General features: G+C 71.0%; 19 protein-coding genes. 8 read left to right on the forward strand and 11 right to left on the reverse strand.

Translation table 11 applies throughout. The features are described 5' to 3' along the window. Nucleotides 1-38: 38 nt before the first annotated feature. From OG504_RS16340 to OG504_RS16370, 7 genes are all read right to left on the reverse strand, one after another. Nucleotides 39-1,712, reverse strand: coding sequence for a carboxylesterase/lipase family protein (locus tag OG504_RS16340; RefSeq protein WP_405990499.1), 1,674 nt, complete (start codon nt 1,710-1,712; stop codon nt 39-41). An 83-nt stretch (nt 1,713-1,795) separates the two neighbouring features. Then, nucleotides 1,796-2,311: a hypothetical protein gene (locus OG504_RS16345; RefSeq protein WP_405990500.1), complete on the reverse strand. Its 516-nt coding sequence runs from the start codon at nt 2,309-2,311 to the stop codon at nt 1,796-1,798. Continuing rightward, nucleotides 2,295-2,786 carry an RNA polymerase sigma factor gene (locus OG504_RS16350; RefSeq protein ID WP_405990501.1) on the reverse strand — a complete coding sequence of 164 codons (492 nt, stop codon included), beginning with the start codon at nt 2,784-2,786 and terminating at the stop codon, nt 2,295-2,297. The genes OG504_RS16345 and OG504_RS16350 overlap by 17 nt, the downstream gene beginning before the upstream one ends. Before the next feature lie 47 nt (nt 2,787-2,833). Next, on the reverse strand, nt 2,834-3,457 hold the full coding sequence (locus OG504_RS16355; protein ID WP_405990502.1) for a class F sortase: 624 nt from the start codon (nt 3,455-3,457) through the stop codon (nt 2,834-2,836). Next, complete coding sequence (locus OG504_RS16360) at nt 3,454-3,855, reverse strand: sortase-dependent protein (RefSeq protein ID WP_405990503.1); 402 nt, start codon at nt 3,853-3,855, stop codon at nt 3,454-3,456. The genes OG504_RS16355 and OG504_RS16360 overlap by 4 nt, the downstream gene beginning before the upstream one ends. A 144-nt stretch (nt 3,856-3,999) precedes the next feature. Next, nucleotides 4,000-5,421, reverse strand: a complete 1,422-nt coding sequence (gene lpdA, locus OG504_RS16365; protein ID WP_405990504.1) for a dihydrolipoyl dehydrogenase — start codon at nt 5,419-5,421, stop codon at nt 4,000-4,002. A 165-nt stretch (nt 5,422-5,586) separates the two neighbouring features. After that, entirely contained in the window at nt 5,587-6,657 is a 1,071-nt protein-coding gene (locus OG504_RS16370; RefSeq protein ID WP_405990505.1) for an ABC transporter permease, read from the reverse strand. Between the two features lie 93 nt (nt 6,658-6,750). Here OG504_RS16370 and OG504_RS16375 point away from each other — a divergent pair, with 93 nt between their 5' ends. Beyond that, nucleotides 6,751-7,200, forward strand: a complete 450-nt coding sequence (locus OG504_RS16375; protein WP_405990506.1) for a MarR family winged helix-turn-helix transcriptional regulator — start codon at nt 6,751-6,753, stop codon at nt 7,198-7,200. 15 nt (nt 7,201-7,215) lie between these two features. On the opposite strand, the gene OG504_RS16380 is transcribed toward OG504_RS16375, so the two are convergent. Then, a complete protein-coding gene (locus tag OG504_RS16380) occupies nt 7,216-7,929 on the reverse strand; it encodes a GntR family transcriptional regulator (RefSeq protein WP_405990507.1) in 714 nt (237 codons plus the stop codon). A 122-nt stretch (nt 7,930-8,051) separates the two neighbouring features. Between OG504_RS16380 and manD the strand changes: the two genes are divergently transcribed. From manD to OG504_RS16410, 6 genes are all read left to right on the forward strand, one after another. Continuing rightward, the gene (manD, locus tag OG504_RS16385) at nt 8,052-9,260 is read left to right on the forward strand and encodes a D-mannonate dehydratase ManD (protein ID WP_405990508.1); all 1,209 of its coding nucleotides are present in this window, start codon (nt 8,052-8,054) and stop codon (nt 9,258-9,260) included. Further along, a complete protein-coding gene (locus OG504_RS16390) occupies nt 9,257-10,729 on the forward strand; it encodes a mannitol dehydrogenase family protein (protein WP_405990509.1) in 1,473 nt (490 codons plus the stop codon). Before manD ends, OG504_RS16390 begins: the two co-directional genes overlap by 4 nt. A 68-nt stretch (nt 10,730-10,797) precedes the next feature. Then, nucleotides 10,798-12,201, forward strand: coding sequence for an MFS transporter (locus OG504_RS16395; protein WP_405990510.1), 1,404 nt, complete (start codon nt 10,798-10,800; stop codon nt 12,199-12,201). Then, complete coding sequence (locus tag OG504_RS16400; RefSeq protein WP_405990511.1) at nt 12,198-13,289, forward strand: L-idonate 5-dehydrogenase; 1,092 nt, start codon at nt 12,198-12,200, stop codon at nt 13,287-13,289. Before OG504_RS16395 ends, OG504_RS16400 begins: the two co-directional genes overlap by 4 nt. Before the next feature lie 43 nt (nt 13,290-13,332). Then, on the forward strand, nt 13,333-14,403 hold the full coding sequence (locus OG504_RS16405) for a sugar kinase (RefSeq protein WP_405990512.1): 1,071 nt from the start codon (nt 13,333-13,335) through the stop codon (nt 14,401-14,403). 374 nt (nt 14,404-14,777) lie between these two features. Continuing rightward, nucleotides 14,778-15,419: a bifunctional 4-hydroxy-2-oxoglutarate aldolase/2-dehydro-3-deoxy-phosphogluconate aldolase gene (locus OG504_RS16410; RefSeq protein WP_405990513.1), complete on the forward strand. Its 642-nt coding sequence runs from the start codon at nt 14,778-14,780 to the stop codon at nt 15,417-15,419. 39 nt (nt 15,420-15,458) lie between these two features. Here OG504_RS16410 and OG504_RS16415 read toward each other — a convergent pair whose 3' ends face one another. Beyond that, nucleotides 15,459-16,763 (reverse strand): amidohydrolase family protein, encoded by a 1,305-nt coding sequence (locus tag OG504_RS16415; RefSeq protein WP_405990514.1) that lies wholly within the window; start codon nt 16,761-16,763, stop codon nt 15,459-15,461. Nucleotides 16,764-16,832: 69 nt separating this feature from the next. Next, nucleotides 16,833-18,017 carry a trans-sulfuration enzyme family protein gene (locus OG504_RS16420; RefSeq protein ID WP_405990515.1) on the reverse strand — a complete coding sequence of 395 codons (1,185 nt, stop codon included), beginning with the start codon at nt 18,015-18,017 and terminating at the stop codon, nt 16,833-16,835. Nucleotides 18,018-18,176: 159 nt separating this feature from the next. Here OG504_RS16420 and OG504_RS16425 point away from each other — a divergent pair, with 159 nt between their 5' ends. Beyond that, complete coding sequence (locus tag OG504_RS16425; RefSeq protein WP_405990516.1) at nt 18,177-18,632, forward strand: Lrp/AsnC family transcriptional regulator; 456 nt, start codon at nt 18,177-18,179, stop codon at nt 18,630-18,632. Between the two features lie 17 nt (nt 18,633-18,649). On the opposite strand, the gene OG504_RS16430 is transcribed toward OG504_RS16425, so the two are convergent. After that, nucleotides 18,650-19,498 (reverse strand): PhzF family phenazine biosynthesis protein, encoded by an 849-nt coding sequence (locus tag OG504_RS16430; RefSeq protein WP_405990517.1) that lies wholly within the window; start codon nt 19,496-19,498, stop codon nt 18,650-18,652. Nucleotides 19,499-19,544: the final 46 nt, after the last annotated feature.

Below are 19,544 nucleotides of genomic sequence, written 5' to 3' on the forward strand. Positions count from 1 at the left end.
GTGGTGAAACCGCCTCGCCCCGCGGTGAGTTGAGGCCCTCACGCCGAACCCAGGCTCTGCCAGAAGGCCAGGTCGTGTTCCTGGGCGAAGTCACGGGTGACCTTGGAGCAGGCCGCCGGGGGCTCGTTGCTCGACGGCGCCGTGTCGCAGGCCTTCAAGGACATCAACTCGCCTGTGCTGATGCTGTACTTCGGCCAGTTCGGGGTGCCCGGGCCGTTCGGAGTGCCGGTCGTGGTGAAGTGGTCCCAGAAGATGATCATCTGCCGGGACAGCTCCAGTTGGTCGTCGTCGTACGGCAGGGTCTGGCCGAGGTAGTCCCAGAGGTAGCCGAGGTCGTCGACGTGGATGGCTCCGCCGAAGGGGAAGTCCCTTGCCGTGGCGCTCTGTTGCTGGAGGCGGTAGATCGACGTGAAGTGCGGGGTGTCGCTCTCGGCGAACTCGTAGGCGTACGTCGGCACCCACCTCGACAGCCGGGCCATCAACTGCTGGCGGTCGTAGGAGGTCGAACCGTTCTGGACGGCGGTCCAGGCCTGGCCCGGGGTGGGGTAGGCGGAGAGCGGGTACTCGGCGAGGACCTTGTCGGCGTTGGTGCCGTACGTCGATTTCACGGACTGCGTGTACTGGTCGGCGGTCATGGGGGTGCCGAGGTAGTCGTAGGTCTGGAAGGTGAACAGGCCGCGTTCGCTGTTGGTCTGGCCGAGCATGACCGGGACCTTGGTGAAGTTTCCGGTCTGTACGGCCGTCCCCGGGTCGAGCGGGAACGCGGTGCCGCCGAGGGACGGGCGGATCGGGGCCTTCAGTTGGGCGGCGACGACCGCGGCGGCCGGTTTGGCGCGCAGGCAGGCGAGGACGTCTGAGGCGGTGGCGCAGCCGATCTCCTTGACGAAGGCCTGGCTCTGCGTCTCACCGGCCGCGGCCGTCTGCAGTGCGCAACTGCCGCTCATGATGACCGCCCGCGCGAACAGGCCCTTGGCGGTGGGCGAGGTGAGCTGGTCGCAGACCGAACTGCCGCCCGCGGACTGGCCGGCGATGGTGACGTTCCCGGCGTCGCCGCCGAAGTGCCCGATGTTGGCCCGCACCCAGCGCAGTGCCGTCTGCTGGTCCAACAGGCCGTAGTTTCCGGCGCCGTTGGCGTTCTCGGCGCGGAGCTGCGGCAGGTTGAGGTAACCGAGCGGGCCCAGGCGGTAGTTGACGGTGACGACGATCGCGCCCGTCTGCTGGACGAACTTGCGCGGGTTGGTGTCCTGGCCCGCGCCGCCGGTGAAACCGCCGCCGTGGATCCACACGACGACCGGGGTGTCGGCCCGACTCCCTTGCGGGGCATAGACGTTGAGGTCGAGGCAGTCCTCGGTGGTGATCGTCTTCTCGTAGCCGGGGTCCCAGCCGGAGGCCTGGGCGCAGCGGTCGCCGAAACGGGTGGCGTCGCGGATACCGCTCCAGGCGGAGGCGGGTCGAGGGGCGGTCCAGCGGTGGGCGGCGGTGGGGGTGGCGGCGTAGGGGATGCCGAGCCAGGCGTCGTATCCGGTCTGGGCCTGACCCCTGACCTTGCCGGTGGCGGTGGACACCACCAGGGACGAGTGTTGTGAACTCCCTTGTGCGGGAGGGGCCTTCAGTGCGTGGACGGCGATCGGGGACAGGAGCCCGAGGCCGAGCACGCTTACGGTTGCCAGGGTGGTGCGGACTCTGCTGCGGAGTGTGGTCGTCCTTCCCATGACCCACTTGTGTAACGTCTCGGCAATATTGTCGGCAAGATGTGCGACACGATTGGCTGCAATTACCTCTGTGGGCGCGGGAGTTATCCCGTGTGCGTCTGCACGGCCGACGGCTCGACGGAGCGCGAGGTCGGCGAGGACGAGCCGGGTACCGATGAAGGTGCCGAGGTGGATGCCGACGCCGATGCCGACGGGACCCTGGACGGTTCCGTGGTGGGGACCTGGGTGCGGCTCGGGATGTGGGGGTCGGAGGAGGAACTCGGACTCGCGGTGGGACTGGGGGCCTGCGTCGCGGACGGGGAAGGCGGCGTAGGACTGCTGCTCGCGGGGGGCGGGGCGAGCGGGACCGTGGGGGTCGTAGGCGAGTCGTGGTGGGCCAGGCGGAACGGGAGGGCCGCGAGGACGATCACCGCGCAGGTCGCGCCGGCGCCGACCGTCGCGCGGAGCAGGCGGCGGCGGTTCGCGCCGCGGCGGATCGTCTCGTAGCGGCCGGGGGGCGGGCCGAGGTACTCGGCGGAGGAGGGGCGCAGGATGACCGTGAGGGGGTCGTCGGGGTCGATGTCCTGGCCCTCGTCTCCCTCGTCAAAGTGTGTGGTCAAGGCTTCTCCTCAGGTGGGCGCGGAGCAGTTCGCGGGCCGCGTGGAGGTCGGCCTTGATGGTTCCTTCCTTGCGTCCGGTCAGCACGGACACCTCCCGGATCGGCATGTCAGCGTAGTAGTGCAGGAGGATCGGGACGCGCAGCCGTTCGGGCAGGGACTGCACGAGCAGCCGCACCGAGGGGTCTTCCTGTTCGGTCGGTGGGCGGATCGCCTCCTCCGTGGTGGCGCGGCGCACGGCCCGGCGTTCGCGCTCCAGTTTGCGCCAGTGGTCCCGGACGAGATTGGCCGCGGTGACGTAGAGGAAGCCGCGGGGTTCCGCCACCTTCGTCCACCGGGCCCAGAGCCGGGTGAACGCCTCGGAGGCGATCTCGTGCGCCGTCTCGTCGTCGTCGACGAGACGGCGGCACCAGCCGGCGAGGCGCGGGTAGACGGCGGCGAACAGTTCGGACGCTGCCCTCTCGCGGGACCGTTTCAACGCTCTCCATGGTCGTGACGTGCAAAGTGGCTACGGGGTACGGGAGTTCAGCCGGTCAGCGTGGCGAAGACGATCACGTTGTCGAGATATCCCGTACCGGTGCGGGTCCCGCCGCAGGTGATGAGACGCAGTTCGGGACGGTCCACGTTCCCGTACACCTCGTCGGACGGGAAGTCGGCCTTGGCGACCGTCCGTACGCTGGTGACAGTGAACGTGGCCGTCGTGCCGTTCTCCAGGCCCGCCTCGATCCGGTCGCCCTTGCGCAGCTTCCCGAGGTGACGGAAGACGCCGTCCCCGTACGCGCCGACGGTCACATGCCCGAGGATCACCGACGGCCCGGTCTGGCCGGGCGTCGGCGAATTCCGGTACCAGCCCGCCCGGTCGTGCGCGGTGATCGGCGGCACCTGGACGGTGCCGTCCGCCGCCAGCCCCAGCCGCATGACGGGGGTGTCGACCCCGATCGCCGGGACGCGCAGGGTGACCGGGACGGAACGCGCGAGGGCGTGTGCCGTCCTGGCCGACGGTGGCGCCGAGGACTGTCCGGTGGGCGTCGAACTCCCTTGCTGCTGAGGGGCGTTCGCGGCCGAGGTGGTCCCGTGCCCGCCGCCGCAGCCGGCGAGCAGCGTCGCCGTCGCCGCGGTGACGAAGGCGCGCCTGGAGAGCGAGGTCATACGCCGGTCGTCCTCCGGCGCCGTACGACGACGAAGGCGCCGCCGCCGACGACCAGCGCGGCGGCTCCCCCGCCGACCAGCGCGGTCGTCAGGTCGCCGGACGACTTCGACTCCGTCGTGACACCGGTGTCCGGGGCGCCGCTCGGGACCACGGCGACCTGGCTCGGGGCCCGGGTGGGCTCGGCGGACGGTACGGCGGAGGGTGCAGTGCTCGCGCTGCGGGTGGGTTCGGCAGTGGGGGCCGGGGTCGGCGCCTGGGTGGCGCTCGGCGCCGTGGACGGCGAGGCGGACGGGGCGCGGGTCGGGGACGCTGAGGCCCCGGTCGCGAACGCGGGCGCGGTGGACGCCAGGACCGCGCCGCACGTAAGTGCCAGGGCGCTGAGGACAGTTCGGCGCATGGATCGCTCTCTCTCGTCGGCCGCCCCACCGGGTCCGTCGGACGACGGTTCGGCGGCGGGGCGGGTCAGTGATCGAGCGGAGAGACGAGGCAGCGGGCGGGTGGGTTGCAAAGAGCTGGCAAAGTCCGCCAGGAGCCCTCCGGCTCACATGTTGATCATGTGTCCCGCGAGGCCGTGCACCGCTTCCTTCACCGCCTCGCCCAGGGTCGGGTGGGCGTGCACGTTGCGGGCGACCTCGTGGACGGTGAGGTCCCACTGCTGGGCGAGGGTGAGTTCGGGGAGGAGTTCGGTGACGTCGGGGCCGATGAGGTGGCCGCCGAGGAGTTCGCCGTACTTCGCGTCGCTGATCAGCTTCACGAAACCGGTGGTGTCGCCGAGGCCGTGCGCCTTGCCGTTCGCGGTGAACGGGAACTTCGCGACCTTGACCTCGTGCCCCAACTCCCGTGCCTGCGCCTCGGTGTAGCCGAAGCTGGCGATCTGCGGCTGGCAGTAGGTGGCGCGCGGGATCATCGCGTAGTCCAGCTCCATCGTCTCCGCGTCCGCGAGGGTCTCGGCGGCGATCACACCCATCGACTCGGCGGCGTGCGCGAGCATCAGCTTCGCGGTGACGTCGCCGATGGCGTACAGGTGCGGGACGGACGTACGGCAGTGCCCGTCGACGTCGATCGCGCCGCGCTCGGTCAGCCGTACGCCCGTGTTCTCCAGGCCGTAGCCGGTGACGTTCGGGGCGAAGCCGATCGCCTGCAACACCTTGTCGGCCTCCAGCACTTGCTGGGCGCCGTCCTTGCCGGTGACCGTGACGCGGACCTGCGGGCCGGACTCGTCGATCGACTCGACGCGGGTGGAGGTGAGGACGTCGATGCCCAACTTGCGGTACTGCTTGGCGAGTTCGGTGGAGACCTCGACGTCCTCCAGGGGCGCCATCCGGTCCAGGAACTCGACGATCGTGACCTTCACGCCGTAGTTGTGCAGGACGTACGCGAACTCGATGCCGATCGCGCCGGCGCCCGCGATGACGATCGACCGCGGGAGGTCGTCGGCGAGGATCTGCTCCTCGTAGGTCACCACGCGCGCGGTGCGCTTGGTGCCGGGCAGCAGCCTGGGGGTGGCGCCGGTCGCGATGATGCAGTGCTCGAAGCCGATGGTGCGCGATTCGCCGTCGTAGCCCGCGACTTGAAGCGTGTTCGGGTCGAGGAAGGTGCCGCGGCCGTCGATCTCCGTGATCTTGTTCTTCTTCATCAGGTAGTGGACGCCCTTCACCCGGCCGTCCGCGACCCGGCGGCTGCGGCGGAACGCCTCGCCGTAGTCGAAGGAGACCTCCCCCTCGACCTTGATGCCGAAGGTCTTCGCCTCGCGGGTGAAGATGTGCGCCAACTCGGCGTTCCGCAACAGGGCCTTGGTCGGGATGCAGCCCACGTTCAGACAGACACCGCCCCAGTACTTCTCCTCAACCACGGCCACCCGCTTGCCGAGTTGGGCGGCACGGACGGCGGCGACATAGCCGCCGGGTCCCGCACCGAGTACGACGACGTCGAACCGCTCGTCCTGCGCGTCCTGCTGGTCCATCGGAAGGTCCTTTCCCGAGAGGAGGTCCACGTAGATCCTCTGCGGTGTCCAGCATGCCGCGTCCGGGGACGATCAGGCGAAAAGCGGCGCGAGGTCGAAGTAGCCGCGGAAGTCGTCGATGAGACCGGTCTCGTCGACGTGCCACAGGGTGACGGCGGGACGACGTCAGCCGGTCGCGGGCGCGGGCGTCCCGGCTCGGGGGCCGCGCCGGTACACGTCCTTGAGGTAGAGCACGAGGACCGCGCCGAGCACCCACACCGGGAGGATCACCAGGGCGCGGGAGAGGCCGTCGTTCTGAAAGCGGGAAAGGCCCTGCATCGCGCGGACACCGACGCCGACCGGGAGGATCTCGGAGAGCGGGCGCAGCCAGCCCGGCAGATACGCCGACGGCATGATGCCGCCGCTGGTGCTGTTGCCGAGGATCAGCATGAGGATCGAGGCGAGGGTGACGCCGGCCGAGCCGAACAGCCGTAGCAGGACCATGGTCGTGGCCGCGACCGCCGCGCCCATCAGGGAGATCACGACGACGAGCGGCAGGAAGGAGCCGGGCAGCGCGCCGAAGCCGGTGCTGCCGGCGATGGTGGCGATCAGGAGACCGCCGACGACGCCGAACAGGGCCAGGCTGGCCATCCGCCAGCGGTACTGGAGGCGGGGCGCGAGCTGGTAGGTCGTCATACCGAAGAGGTAGCCCGCGAGGACCAGGCCGAAGGCGGCGTAGAAGACGGAGAGGCCCCGGGTGTCGCCCGCCGCCGCCGGGGCGACGTCCTCGACGGCGAGTTCGTGCTGCTCCGCGTGGGCCACGGTGCCGAAGGCGGTGGTCACGGTGGCGGTGACGGCGGCTCCGTTCGCGCTGCCGTAGAGGAGCTTTCCGTCGCCGAGGTAGGCCGCGTAGACCTTCCTGTCCTGTACGGCGTTCCGGGCGGCGGACTCGTCGGGGTAGGTCTCGACCGTGAAGCCGCCGGGGGCGATGCGGTCGAGGTCCTCGTTCAGGTGGGCCTGTGCCGTGCCTATCTCCGTTGTGCCGACGCGGAGTTGGTGCGGGCTCGGGGCGTGGAAGGCGGCGAGGTAGACGCTGACGAAGACGGCGCCGATCAGCAGGACGACGGCCACGGGGAGCAGGACGGCACGGAGGTTTCCGGGGCCGGGGGGCGGGTGGGCCACGTCGAGGGCGTGCTTGTGCGACGGCCGGGGGGCGCTGGTGGTGCCGGTGACCGGGGTGGTGGCTTGCTGGGACATCGGGAGGGTCCTAGATCAGAAGGCGCTCGATTAGAAGGCAACTGATAATATTTGTACATCACCATCAGCTGCCTTACAAAAGAGGTCCACCCTGTGAACCATCCCGACCGCCGCACCGGCTACGTCGCCTGGCAGATCGGCCAGATCATGGCGGCCCGGATGGAGCGCGCCCTGCGCCCGCTCCAGCTCACGCTCGCCCAGCACCGGGCCCTGATGCAGGCCGTCCTCGACCCGGGGGTCTCCAGCGCGACCGCTGCACGCAGGGCGGCGATCACCCCGCAGTCGATGGGCACGGCGGTCAACGGGCTGGTCGAACGCGGGATGCTGGAGCGGCGTACGACGCCCGGCGACCGGCGCACCCAGCGCCTGCACGTGACCGAGGCCGGCGTACGACTCGCCGCGGAGGCGGCGGAGACGGTGGACGCCGCCCACGCCGAGGCGCTTCAGGCGCTGACACCGGCGGAGCAGGAGCAGACGCACGCGCTGCTGCTCAAGCTGCTGGCGTCACTGAATCCCTCCGCCCTGGAGGGCGACCTTTCCTGAGGCGCCGGACCGGCGCTACTCCCAGACCACCACGTTGCGCCGCACCGGCACCGTCGAGGGCCCGCTGGCGAACAGTTCCGGTGAGTGTGCCCGGATGCGCTCGATGTCACTGAAGACGGCGCGGAGATGGGTGCGCATGGCGGCGCGGGCGAGCGGGATGTCGCCGGCGACGACCGCGTCGTAGATCTCGCGGTGCTGGAGGGCGAAGACGGCCGGGGAGACGTTCTCGTGGAGGCCCAGGCGGCGGGCCCGGTCGAGATGCCCCTTGGCGGCGGCGACGTTGGTCCAGACGTTGCCGTGGCCGCTCAGGCGCATCAGGCCCTGGTGGAACGCCTCGTCCAGGTCGAAGAACTCCTCCAGGCCGAGGTCCGCGCGCTGCTGGCGGGCGAGGTTCTCGCGGAGCTCGCCGTCGACCTCGGGGTCGAGTGCGGCGGGCAGGTCGTCCAGTGAGGCAAGTTCGACGGCCTCCCGCAGGAACTGCGCGTCGGCGACCTGTGCCGGGTCCACCCGGGAGACGAACGAGCCGATCTTCGGGAAGACCTGCACCAGGCCCTCCTGCGACAACAGGATCAGGCTCTCCCGCACCGGGGTCCGGCTCACGCCGAGCGAGGCCGCGAGTTCGTTCTCCGACAGGGCGGCGCCCGGGGCGAGTTCGAGGGTCAGGACCATCTGACGCAGTTTCAGATAGATCGCGCGTCGGCTGGTGCGGTCCCGATTCGAGTGAGCCATGCGGCCATCGTATCCGTGACGCGACCATTGCCACTTCGCGACACATGCTTGTATACAAGTACTGAGCGACCGGCGGTGGAACCCGGTCGACCGGCAACAGGACACGGTTAGGAGAGCCACCCGTGAGCAAGATCGAGCGCGTCGACGTGTTCGTCGCCTCCCCCGGGCGCACGTTCGTCACGCTGCGCATCACCACGGACGACGGTGTGACGGGCCTCGGCGACGCCACGCTCAACGGACGTGAACTGGCCGTGGCGAGCTATCTGCGCGATCACCTCGTCCCACTGCTGATCGGCAAGGACCCCGCCCGCATCGAGGACATGTGGCAGTACCTGTACCGGGGCGCGTACTGGCGGCGCGGACCGGTCACCATGACGGCGATCGCGGCCGTCGACACCGCGCTGTGGGACATCAAGGGCAAGACCGCGGGCCTGCCCGTCTACCAGCTCCTCGGCGGCCGCTCCCGGGACGGCGTACTCGTCTACTCGCACGCCAGCGGCACCGACGTGCCGTCCCTCCTCGACGACGTCGAGCGCTACCTGGAGCTGGGCTACAAGGCGGTCCGCGCGCAGGCCGCCGTCCCCGACGTCGGCGGCACCTACGGCGTCCGCAAGGGCAAGGTCTACGAACCCGCCGCCACCGAGCTGCCGGACGAGCAACCCTGGGACACCGAGGCCTACTTGGGGTTCGCGCCCACGTATCTGGAAGCCGTCCGGGAACGCTTCGGCTTCGGTTTCCACCTCCTTCACGACGTCCATCACCGGCTCACCCCGATCGAGGCGGCGCGCTTCGGCAAGAGCGTCGAGGCGTGCCGGCTGTTCTGGATGGAGGACCCGACACCGGCCGAGAACCAGGAGGCGTTCCGGCTCATCCGGCAGCACACGACGACCCCGATCGCGGTGGGCGAGGTGATGAACTCGATCTGGGACGTCCAGCACCTGATCACCGAGCAGCTCATCGACTACGTCCGTACGACCGTCGTGCACGCGGGCGGCATCACCCACCTGCGGCGGATCTTCGACCTCGCCGCGCTGTACCAGGTGCGGACCGGTTCGCACGGCGCGACCGACCTCTCCCCCGTCAGCATGGCGGCGGCGGTGCACCTCGACATCAGCGTGCCGAACTTCGGCATCCAGGAGCACATGGGGCATCCCGACGAGGCCGCCGAGGTGTTCCGCACGGGCGTCACCTTCGCCGACGGGATGCTCCACCCCTCGGAGGAACCGGGGTTGGGCGTCGAGTACGACGAGAAGGCGGCCGAGCGTTTCCCGTACCAGCAGCGCTATCTTCCGGTCGCGCGGCGTCTCGACGGGTCGGTGCACGACTGGTGAGCGGCGTCGACCTTCCTCCCGCGAGGGGTGCCGGGCTCCCCGCGCTGAGCCGTACGGCGCCGCTCGCCCCGGAGGCGCGGCCCGCCGTCGACCCCGCCCAACTCCGCACCCGTGTCGTCCACTTCGGGCTCGGCGCCTTCCACCGCGCGCACCAGGCGGTCTATACGGAGAACGCCGCCGCGCTGTCCGGCGAGCCCTGGGGCATCACCGCCGTGGCGCCGAGGTCGGCGGCGACCGTACGTGCCCTGCGCGAACAGGACTTCCTGTACTCGCTCACCGAACGCCGTCCGGACGGCCCCCGCACCCGGGTCGTGGGCTCGGTGGTCGACGCGCTGGCCATGGGACCGGACGCGAAGGCGCTCAGCGCGCTGCTCGTCGATCCCGAGGTGACGGTGGTGACGCTCACCGTCACCGAGAAGGGCTATCAACGGCTCGCATCCACAGGCGGGTTGGACACGGCCGCCGTCGCCGCCGACCTCGCGGCGGACCCTGACGGCCCGTTCAGCACGGCAGTCGGGGCCCTGGCCGCCGGGCTCGCGGCGCGAACACGGGCGGGCGGCGCGCCGATCACCGTCGTGTCCTGCGACAACATGGCGGACAACGGCGCCGTACTCGGCCGGGTGGTACGGGAGTTCGTCGACGCGTCCCACTGGCCCGACCGGCACCGGATCCTGGACCGGATCGCCGAATCCGTCCGTTTCCCCGCGACAGTGGTCGACCGGATCGTGCCCGCGACGAGCGAGGCGGACCTCGTGGCCGCCGCGACCGCTCTCGGGGTACGCGACGAACTCGCCGTGACGTCCGAACCGTACCGGCAGTGGGTCCTGGAGGACTCCTTCGCCGCCACCCGGCCGCCGTGGGAACTCGACGGTGCCTTGTTCGTCAGGGATGTGACGCCGTATCAGCTCACGAAGCTGCGGCTGCTGAACGGCTCCCACTCGGCTCTCGCCTACCTGGGGACGGCAGCGGGCCTCACCACCATCTCCGAGACCATGGCGGCGAGTTGGGGCGAGCGGCTCGTCCGGGCGCTGTGCGCGGAGGTCGCGCCCACGCTCCCGCCGGGCGGTCCCGACCCGTCCGCGTACGCCGACGATCTCGTCGTACGGTTCCGCAATCCCGCGATGCGGCACCTGTTGCGGCAGATCGGGTCCGACGGTTCGCTGAAGATCACGGAGCGCTGGCTGCCCGCCTTGCGGGCCCTGCGCGAACGGGGAACGAGCACGCCCGTGCTCGAACTCGCCCTTGCCGCCTGGGTGTTGAGCACCCGGAGCACCCGTCACACCGACGCGCCGACCGACCCCGCGGCCGACGCCCTCGCCGCCTGCTGGGACGGGACGGCCACTCCCGTGGAGACGGTTCGCGCACTGCTGCGCGTGCTCGGCGCCACGGACCTGGCCGACGACGACCGGCTCACCGCCGCGATCACCGGCCGGCTGCCCGGCCTGCGCGCCGGCCGCATCGAGATCTGAACCCCCGCCCCCAAGCCCACTCCCCTGCCCGTCCGCTCGCTCAACTCGGCTCACGAACAACGGAGTTCATGATGCAGGACACCCCCGTCCCCGCCCGCACGGAACCATCGGCGCCCGCCCGGCGCACGACCCGCGATCTCACCAAGGCGGCCGTCTCGGGCTGGCTCGGTACGGCCATGGAGTTCATGGACTTCCAGCTGTACTCGCTGGCCGCCGCGATCGTCTTCAACAAGATCTTCTTCCCGGACGTCAGCCCGGCCATCGGGCTGATCGCCGCGATGGCGACCTACGGCGTCGGCTACGTCGCCCGCCTCGCCGGTGCGGTCTACTTCGGGCGGATGGGCGACCGGATCGGCCGCAAGAAGGTCCTCGTCATCACGATCCTGCTGATGGGCGGGTCCACCACCCTCATCGGCGCGCTGCCCACCTACGCCGCGATCGGCATCCTCGCGCCGAGCCTGCTGGTCCTGCTGCGCCTGGTCCAGGGCTTCGGCGCCGGGGCCGAGATAGCGGGCGCGACCGTGCTGCTCGCCGAGTACGCCCCGGTGCGCAGGCGCGGTCTGATCGCCTCGCTGGTGTCGCTCGGCACGAACTCCGGGACGCTCGCCGCGTCGGGTCTGTGGGCCATCCTCATCAGCGTGCTCAGCGAGGACCAACTCCTGTCCTGGGGCTGGCGGTTGCCGTTCCTGCTGAGCTTCGTCCTCATGCTCTTCGCGGTCTGGCTGCGGCGCGGCCTCAAGGAGAGCCCGGTCTTCGAGGAACGCGCCGACGTCGTGGACGGCGTGGCGATGACCCGCGGCGAGGTCGAGTCCACGATCGCCGAGGAGGGCGAACACCGGGTCGACGTCCTCGCGGCGGGCATCCGGCAGCGCAAGGGCAAGGCGTTCTTCCTCGCGCTCGGCCTGCGCCTGGGCCAGGCGGGCAACTCCGGGCTGATCCAGACGTTCCTCGTCGGCTACATCGCCACCAACCTCTCGGTCGGCCGCTCGGTCCCCACGGACGCGATCGTCTACGGCTCGCTGCTCGGCTTCGCCACCGTGCCGGCCGTGGGTCTGCTCGGCGACCGCTACGGACGCCGCCCGGTCTACATGGCGTTCTCGCTGCTGACCGTCGTCATCGCCTTCCCGGTGATGTTCCTCATCGCGTCCGGCTCCGCGGCGGCGGTGATGTTCGGCATGGTGCTCGGTCTGAACGTCGGCGTCCTCGGCCTCTTCTCGCTGGAGAGCGTGACGATGGCCGAACTCTTCGGCTCCCGCACCCGGTTCACCCAGCTCGCGCTCGCCAAGGAGATCGGCGGCATCCTCACCACCGCGATCGGCCCGGTCCTCGCGGCCTCGCTCACCGCCGTCACCGGCAGCTGGTGGCCCATCGCGGTGATGCTCATCGTCTACTCGCTCATCACCCTCGTCAGCGCGTACCTCGCCCCCGAGACACGCGGACGCGACCTGGTCCGACTGGAGGACGCCGTATGAGTACGGGCCGTATGAGGGCCGTCGTGGTGCACGGCCCCGGAGACGTCCGCATCGACGAACGGACCCGCCCGACACCGGGTACGGGCGAGGTGCTGCTCGCCCTGGAGTGGGGCGGGATCTGCGGCTCCGACATCGCCTACTGGAAGAACGGCGCGTCCGGTACGGCCTCGTTGGCCCACCCGCTCGTCCTCGGCCACGAGGTCGCGGGCCGCATCGCGGCACTCGGCGCCGGGGTCACCGGCCTGGACGAGGGCCAGCAAGTCACCGTCCACCCCGCCCAGTTGGTCGGCGACGGCGTCCTCCCGGACCGGATCGCCGGACGCACCAACCTCTACCCGCACGTCCGTTACTTCGGCTCAGCGGCCTTCGACCCGCACACGGACGGCGGGTTCAGCGAATTCCGTACGGTCCGCGCGGCCCAGGTCCGCCCCCTGCCGGCCGGCGTCGACACCCAACAGGGCGCCCTGGCCGAGCCGTTGGCGGTCGCCCTGCACGCCGTGGGCCGGGTGCCGTCGTTGCGCGGGCGGACGGTCCTGGTCAACGGGGCAGGTCCGATCGGCTCGTTGGTGGTCGCGGCGGCCCGGCACTCCGGAGCGGGCACCGTCATCGCCGCCGACCTCTCCGCCACCTCCCTTGCCGTCGCCCGCGCGATGGGCGCCGACGAGACGCGGGACATCTCGCGCGGCGAGTCCCTGCCGGAGGACGTCGAGGTCGTCTTCGAGGCATCCGGCGCCCCCTCGGCCCTCGGCCCGGTCCTACGGTCCACCGCGCGCGGCGGCACCCTCGTCCAGGTCGGCAACCTCCCCGGTACGGCGGTCTCCGCGGCCCTCGGTGACCTGGTCACCCGCGAGGTCACCTGGATCGGCTCCTACCGCTTCGTCGAGGAGATCGACGACGCGTTGCGCGCGCTGCGGGACGGGCTGGACGTGACGCCGGTGATCACGCACCGGTTCCCGCTGGAGCGGGCGGAGGAGGCGTTGGCGGTCGCGGCGGATCCGGGAAGCGGGAGCAGCAAGGTGCTGCTGCGGCTGGGTGGTGGGACCAACTCCGGTGTGCCTGACGCCGGTTCGTCCGGCTCCGGTACGTGACACACAGGTCGTCCTTCGGAAGAACGAGAACCAGGAGATTCACGTGCTCTTGCCCCCTACGACCGACCGACGGGTGAAGGCTGCCGACGTCGTGTGCGTCGGCGAGACGATGGCCGTCCTCAGTCCGCCGGACAGCCGTCCGCTCGACGAACAGCCGACGCTCACGATGGCCATCGGCGGTGCCGAGTCCAACGTCGCCTGCGGGCTCGCCGGTCTCGGTCACCGTGTCGCATGGCTGAGCCGCCTGGGCGACGACCCGTTCGCGCGCCGCATCCTGGCCGAACTCACCGCGCGGGGCGTGGACGTGACGGGAGTGGAGACCGACCCGGCCCGCCCGACCGGCGTCTACTTCAAGGACCCGGCGCCGGAGGGCACCCGCACCCACTACTACCGGGGCGGATCGGCCGCGACCCTGATGGGCCCGGAGCTGACCCTGCTGCCCGTGCTGCGCCGGGCCCGCATCGTGCATCTCTCGGGCGTCGCGGCGGCGCTCTCCGAGAGTTGTGCCGGGTTGTTGGAGGCGATCCTGGTCGACCGCGCGCTCGAGAGCGAAGCCGGCGAGTCGGCTAAGTCCAATGAGTCCAATGAGTCGGGTGAGTTGGGTGAGTTGGGTGAATCAAGAGGACCGATCGTCTCCTTCGACGTCAACCACCGCCCCGCGCTGTGGCGTTCCGGCCCCGCGGACGCCGCGAAGAACCTGCTGGCCCTGGCCCGCGCCGCCGACATCGTGTTCGTCGGACGGGACGAGGCCGAGGCGTTGTGGGGCACGGCCCGCCCGGACGACGTGGCCGAACTGCTCGGCCCCGCACCGCTGGTCGTGGTCAAGGACGCCGAACACGGAGCGACCTCGTACGCCGCCGGCACCCGTACGTTCGTCCCCGCACTGCCCACCCAGGTCGTCGAACCGGTGGGCGCGGGCGACGCGTTCGCCGCCGGTTACCTCTCGGCGGTCCTGGAGAACCGGGACGAACGGTCCCGCCTGCGCCTCGGCCATGTAGCGGCCTCCGCGGCGCTGCGAACGCGGGACGACGTGCCCCGCATGCCGTCCCGCACGGAGACCGCTCGATGGCTCGCGCTGGACGACGTGGGTTGGGCCATGGCGGCGACGGGATGAATCGGCGGAGGCGACGGCGCTCACCTGGGGTCGGTGCCGTGCCGTGCCGGGTGACGGCGGTCGGTCCGGGACGGTGCCGGGGGAATCGGCTTGCGACTCCCGGGTCCGGCCCCGCCCAGGCGCCGCCACCCTGGGCAGCGGGCCCGGTCCACCGCAGTGAAGCGGCTCACCGAGACCGCGCCGGCCACGCCCGATCACCGTACGCGGAGCGCGACTTCGGCCCCGCTCGGAACGACACCCGAGCGGACAGGCCGACGCGAGCACACCCACCACCGGCCCCTGTCCCGCCCGGGACAACACCGCCCGCCCACGCCGCCGCCCCGCACGCCGACCGGCGTAACCACCCCCACCCACAGCCGAAGGAGCCCCCGCCCATGACCCCCGACTTCCTCACCCGGTTGGCGAAGGACCGTGTGATCGCCGTGGTCCGGGCGCCGGAAATACCGGACGCCGCGGCGCTGCGCGAGGCGTTGCGGGCGGGTGGCATCCGGTGGATCGAGTTCACCCGGACCACCCCCGGACTCGCCGGGCATCTGCGGCGCGCGGTGGCCGACGGACAGGACGGGGTCGGTGCCGGGACGGTGATGACCGCTGCCCAGGCCGAGGAGTTGATCGAGGCGGGGGCGCAGTATCTCGTCACCCCGGGCTGCCGTCCCGGTGTCGCGGAGGCGGGAGCGGCGGCCGGGGTGCCGGTCGTCATGGGTGCCCTGTCGCCGACGGAGGTCGGGATGGCGCTCGACCTGGGCGTGGACGCGGTGAAGATCTTCCCGGCCCGCGCCTTCGGCCCCCGGCACTTCCGTGACCTGGCCGGTCCCTTTCCTGACGTACCGCTGGTGGCGTCCGGCGGGGTCAACGCGGAGAACGCGGCCGGGTTCCTCGCGGCCGGGGCGCGTGCGGTGTGCGCCGGTTCGGAGGTCGTACCGCCCGCGGTCGTGGCCGCGGGCGACTGGGCGGAGATCACGCGCCGGGCGCGTGTCTTCACCGACGCGCTGTCCGCCGTACCGTCGCCGGTGTAGGGGAACGGCTGCCGGGACCGGCGCCGAACCCCTACCCCGCTACGCCTGCTCGGGCCGCGGGCGCCACGTACCGTCGACCGGAATCCCCGCCGCCGCCGCGATCCGGTCGCGGGACGCGAGCAGCCGGGTCCGCAGTGCGGACAGGTCCACGCCGACCAACTCCCCGTCGCGCTTGACCACTTGACCGGCGACGAGGACGGTGTCGACCAGACCGGGATGACCCGCGCTGACGATGCTGCCGGCCGGGTCGGTGACCGGGAACACCGTCAGGTCGTCGGTGCGCAGGAGGATCAGGTCGGCGTCCTTGCCGGGGGTGACGCTGCCGGTGCGGGCGTCGAGTCCGCAGGAGCGGGCGGCGTCGATCGTGGTGAACTCCAGCAGGTCGCGGGAGCGCAGGCCACCGTCCAGACCGCGCTGCACGGCGAAGGCCGTACACATCGTGGAGAACATGTCACCACCGGCCGAGGGAACGTCGTCGACGGACAGCGTCGGGCGCACGCCCGCGGCCAACGCCCGCCCGGTGACCGGCGATCCGAAGCCCATCTTCAGTTCGACGTCCGGGCTGACGGACAGGGACGCGCCCACGTCCGCGAGCATCCGCAGCTCTTCGTCGGTGATCCCGTTGGCGTGCACGAACGTGGTGGTCTCCCGCAGCAGACCGTGCTCACGCAGACCGGCGACCGTGGGGCTGGTGCCGCCCGGGTCGACGTGCAGGCTGGTGCGCAGGCCGAGTTCGTCCGCCAGCTTCAGTTCCCGGGCGACGGTGTCCATGCCGGTGTCGTCGGGTCCGCGCAGGCCGAACGCCATGGTGACGAGGCCGTCGCCGGGCAGCTCGGAGCGGACGCGGCGGATGTCGGCGTCGACGGAGTCGGCGGTGCCCCAGCCGGCACCGAGGCAGAAGATCGACCGCCCCGGCGCGTCCCGCAGCGCGGCGACGGCGGCGTCCTCGTGGTCGTGGGTCTGGGCGACGTGGTACCAGTCCAGCATCGTGGTCACCCCGGAGTGCAGAGCCTCCAGACGGCCGAGCAGGGTGCCGACGTAGACGTCCTCGGGCCGGTAATGGGGTTTGACCGTGCGGTGCATGGCGAGCGCCCACTCGGGGAACGTCCAGTCCGCACCGGCACCCCGGAACGCGGTCTGCCAGCTGTGCCGGTGGTTGTCGACGAAGCCGGGCATGACGATCCGGTCGGCCGCGTCGATCACCGCGGCGTCCGGCGCGTCGATGCGCTCGGCCACCTCGACGATCACACCGTCCTCGATCAGCACGTCACCGCGTTCGAGATCGCCGACAGCCGGGTCCATGCTGACCACGGTGCCGCCGGTGAGCAGGGTTTTCTTCGTCATCGGAGGAGCTCCTGACTGGTGGGGGTGGAGTGTCTGTCGTCACTAGGGGGTGGGGGTGTCGTCGCCCGCTCAGCCACTCGCCGCTTCAGCCAGCACCGCGTCGGCCGCTGCAACCGCGTCCGCGACCAGATCCGCCGTGTCCTCCGTGCCCGCCGCCAGCCGGACCAGCCCCGACGGAACGGATTCCGCGAGCTGTTGCTCGCTGAGCATCCCGCGCCACATCGACGCCGGATGCACGGCCAGCGACTCCACGCCCCCGAGGCTGGCCGACCGACGCGGGTAACGCAGCCGCCCGAGAAACGCGTCGGCCATCTCGAACCCACCGGCGAACTCGATGCCGAGCACCCCGCCGAAACCGCTCATCTGGTCCACGGCCAGCTTGTGCTGCGGGTGGGTCTCCAGCCCGGGATAGTGCACCTTCGTCACCGCCGGATGCGAGCTCAACGCCTCAGCGAGGGCACGTCCGTTGGCGTTGTGCCGGGGCACCCGCAACGGCAGGGTCCGCATCCCGCGCAGCAACAGCCACGCGTCGATCGGCCCGAGCGTGGCACCGGTCAGAAGACCCACGTCCCATATCCGGTCGAGGATCTCGGCCGGCCCGGCCAGTACTCCCGCGGACACATCGGAATGGCCATTCAGATACTTGGTCGCGCTGTGCCACACCAGGTCGATGCCGAAGTCCACGGGCCGCTGGTTCAGCGGGGTGGCGAAGGTGTTGTCCGCCATGGTCAACACGTCGTGCGCGCGGGCCAGTTCGGCTACGGCGCGCAGGTCGGTGATCTGCAGCAACGGGTTGCTCGGGGTCTCCACCAGGATCAGCCGGGTCTGCGGGGTCAGCGCCCGCGCGAACGCCTCCGGGTCGGTCTGATCGACCAGCGTGGTCGTCACCCCGAGCCGCGGCAACAGGTTCAGCAGCACCGACGCCGTACCCCCGTAGGTGGACCGCTGCCCGATGACATGGTCACCGGCGGACACCAGGGCCAGCACGGCCGTGGTGAGCGCGGCCATCCCGGACGCGGTGACCATGGCTGCCTCGGTGTTCTCCAACTCCGCGACGACGGCGGCGACTTGGGCATGGTTCGGGTTGCCGAACCGGGTGTAGAAGTCCTTGCCCCGCGGTTCTACGGCCCCCTGCGCGAAGGTCTCCGCGTCCTCGGCCGAGAACGCCGCCGTCTGATAGATGGGCGGGGCCACGGCACGGCTCGGGTGGACCTCGCGATCGGCGTGAACGGTGATGGTGCTCTTGCCCGGCATGGCTGCCCTTCCGTGGACCTGGACCGTCGGCGTGACTCCCCAAAGCGTGACCGACCGACAGTCCGAGATGCCCGGATCTCAGCAATTTTGGCAGCAAATTGCGTGCCGGGCGGGTGCACAATTGTGGTAGCCGATCCTCTGGCGCAATAATCTGCCGCCATGGACGAGGTGGACCGATCGATTCTGGCCGTACTGGAGCAGCACGGCCGCATCAGCAACAACGAGCTGGCCGCCCGGGTGGGCCTGTCGCCCTCCCCCTGTCTGCGCCGCGTGCGCCAGCTGGAGGAGGCCGGGGTCATCCGCGGCTACCGCGCGCTGATCGATCCCGCCGCGATCGGCCGCAGCCTGCGGGTCTTCGCGGGCGTACGGCTGATGCGGCACACCCGCGCGGACGTGGTCGCGTTCGAACGCGGGGTCACCCGGCTGCCCGAGGTGGTCGCCTGCCACCACATCACCGGCAACTTCGACTACCTCCTCCAGGTGGAGGTGGCCGACCTCCCCGCGTACGAGGACTTCCACGCCAACCAGCTGGCGACCCTGCCCGGCGTGGCCACGGTGACCAGCTACGTCACGATGAAGACGCTCACGGCGGACACCGACACGGGCACCACATGACAGTCGGAGCGTGACGGTCAGATCGTGATGGTGCCGCGAATGCAGACATCGGCGGCGCCGCTGACCCACACGGTGCCGTCCGCGTCCGCGCTGATCTCGATACTCGCGGCCCGCCCCAGCCGCGTGCCCTGCGAGACCCGGTAGGAGGAGGGCGCGGCACCGGTCGAGGTGAGCCACTGCCCCACGCCGGCGTTCATGCTCCCGCACGCGGGATCTTCGGGCACACCGGCGGCGGGGGCGAAGGTACGCATCTCGAACGCGTGCCCGGACCCCTCCGCACAAGCCCCGATCGCACCGATCATCGCGTCCGGAAAGCCGGAGAAGTCAGGTTCGAGGGCGAGCACCTCCTCGGCCGTGGCCAACCGCACCACGGCCCACCCGGGCCCGTTGTCGACCCACTGATGCGCCACGACCCGGTCCCGCGAGATCCCGAACGCGCCCACGATCCGCAGCAGTTGATCCTCGTCGAGCGCCCCCTCACGCACCCGGGGCGGAGCGGCGAACGCCAACGTCCCCTCACCCCGCCGCACGGCGACCAGTCCCGCGCCGCACTCCTGCACGATGCGTTCGTCGTCCCGCGGTGTGCCACCACCGTCCAGCCAGGCGCGCGCGGACCCGAGGGTGGGGTGCCCGGCGAACGGCAGCTCGCCCCCGGGCGTGAAGATCCGCAGCCGGTAGTCGGCCTCGGGGACGGTGGGCGGCAGCACGAACGTGGTCTCGGACAGGTTCGTCCAGCGCGCCAGACCCTGCATCTCCTCGTCGCCCAGGTCGGTCCCGTCCAGGACAACCGCGACCGGGTTGCCGGAGTAGGGGCTCGTGGAGAACACGTCGACCTGCACGAACGAGCGGGTACGCGGCATGGTCATCAAGGCCTTTCAAGCGGCTGCGACGAAAGCGGGTCCATCCCAACGG

It is taken from the genome of Streptomyces sp. NBC_00986 (genome assembly GCF_045162565.1).
GTDB lineage: Bacteria > Actinomycetota > Actinomycetes > Streptomycetales > Streptomycetaceae > Streptomyces.

Bases quoted from the DNA above. Each gene is read 5' to 3' on its own strand.
- lpdA (WP_405990504.1), bottom strand. From the start codon at position 5,421: ATGGACCAGCAGGACGCGCAGGACGAGCGGTTCGACGTCGTCGTACTC.
- OG504_RS16425 (WP_405990516.1), top strand. From the start codon at position 18,177: ATGGACGAGGTGGACCGATCGATTCTGGCCGTACTGGAGCAGCACGGC.
- OG504_RS16380 (WP_405990507.1), bottom strand. From the start codon at position 7,929: ATGGCTCACTCGAATCGGGACCGCACCAGCCGACGCGCGATCTATCTG.
- OG504_RS16415 (WP_405990514.1), bottom strand. From the start codon at position 16,763: ATGACGAAGAAAACCCTGCTCACCGGCGGCACCGTGGTCAGCATGGAC.
- OG504_RS16430 (WP_405990517.1), bottom strand. From the start codon at position 19,498: ATGACCATGCCGCGTACCCGCTCGTTCGTGCAGGTCGACGTGTTCTCC.
- OG504_RS16400 (WP_405990511.1), top strand. From the start codon at position 12,198: ATGAGTACGGGCCGTATGAGGGCCGTCGTGGTGCACGGCCCCGGAGAC.
- OG504_RS16395 (WP_405990510.1), top strand. From the start codon at position 10,798: ATGATGCAGGACACCCCCGTCCCCGCCCGCACGGAACCATCGGCGCCC.
- OG504_RS16420 (WP_405990515.1), bottom strand. From the start codon at position 18,017: ATGCCGGGCAAGAGCACCATCACCGTTCACGCCGATCGCGAGGTCCAC.
- OG504_RS16340 (WP_405990499.1), bottom strand. From the start codon at position 1,712: ATGGGAAGGACGACCACACTCCGCAGCAGAGTCCGCACCACCCTGGCA.
- OG504_RS16370 (WP_405990505.1), bottom strand. From the start codon at position 6,657: ATGTCCCAGCAAGCCACCACCCCGGTCACCGGCACCACCAGCGCCCCC.
- OG504_RS16355 (WP_405990502.1), bottom strand. From the start codon at position 3,457: ATGACCTCGCTCTCCAGGCGCGCCTTCGTCACCGCGGCGACGGCGACG.
- OG504_RS16360 (WP_405990503.1), bottom strand. From the start codon at position 3,855: ATGCGCCGAACTGTCCTCAGCGCCCTGGCACTTACGTGCGGCGCGGTC.
- OG504_RS16410 (WP_405990513.1), top strand. From the start codon at position 14,778: ATGACCCCCGACTTCCTCACCCGGTTGGCGAAGGACCGTGTGATCGCC.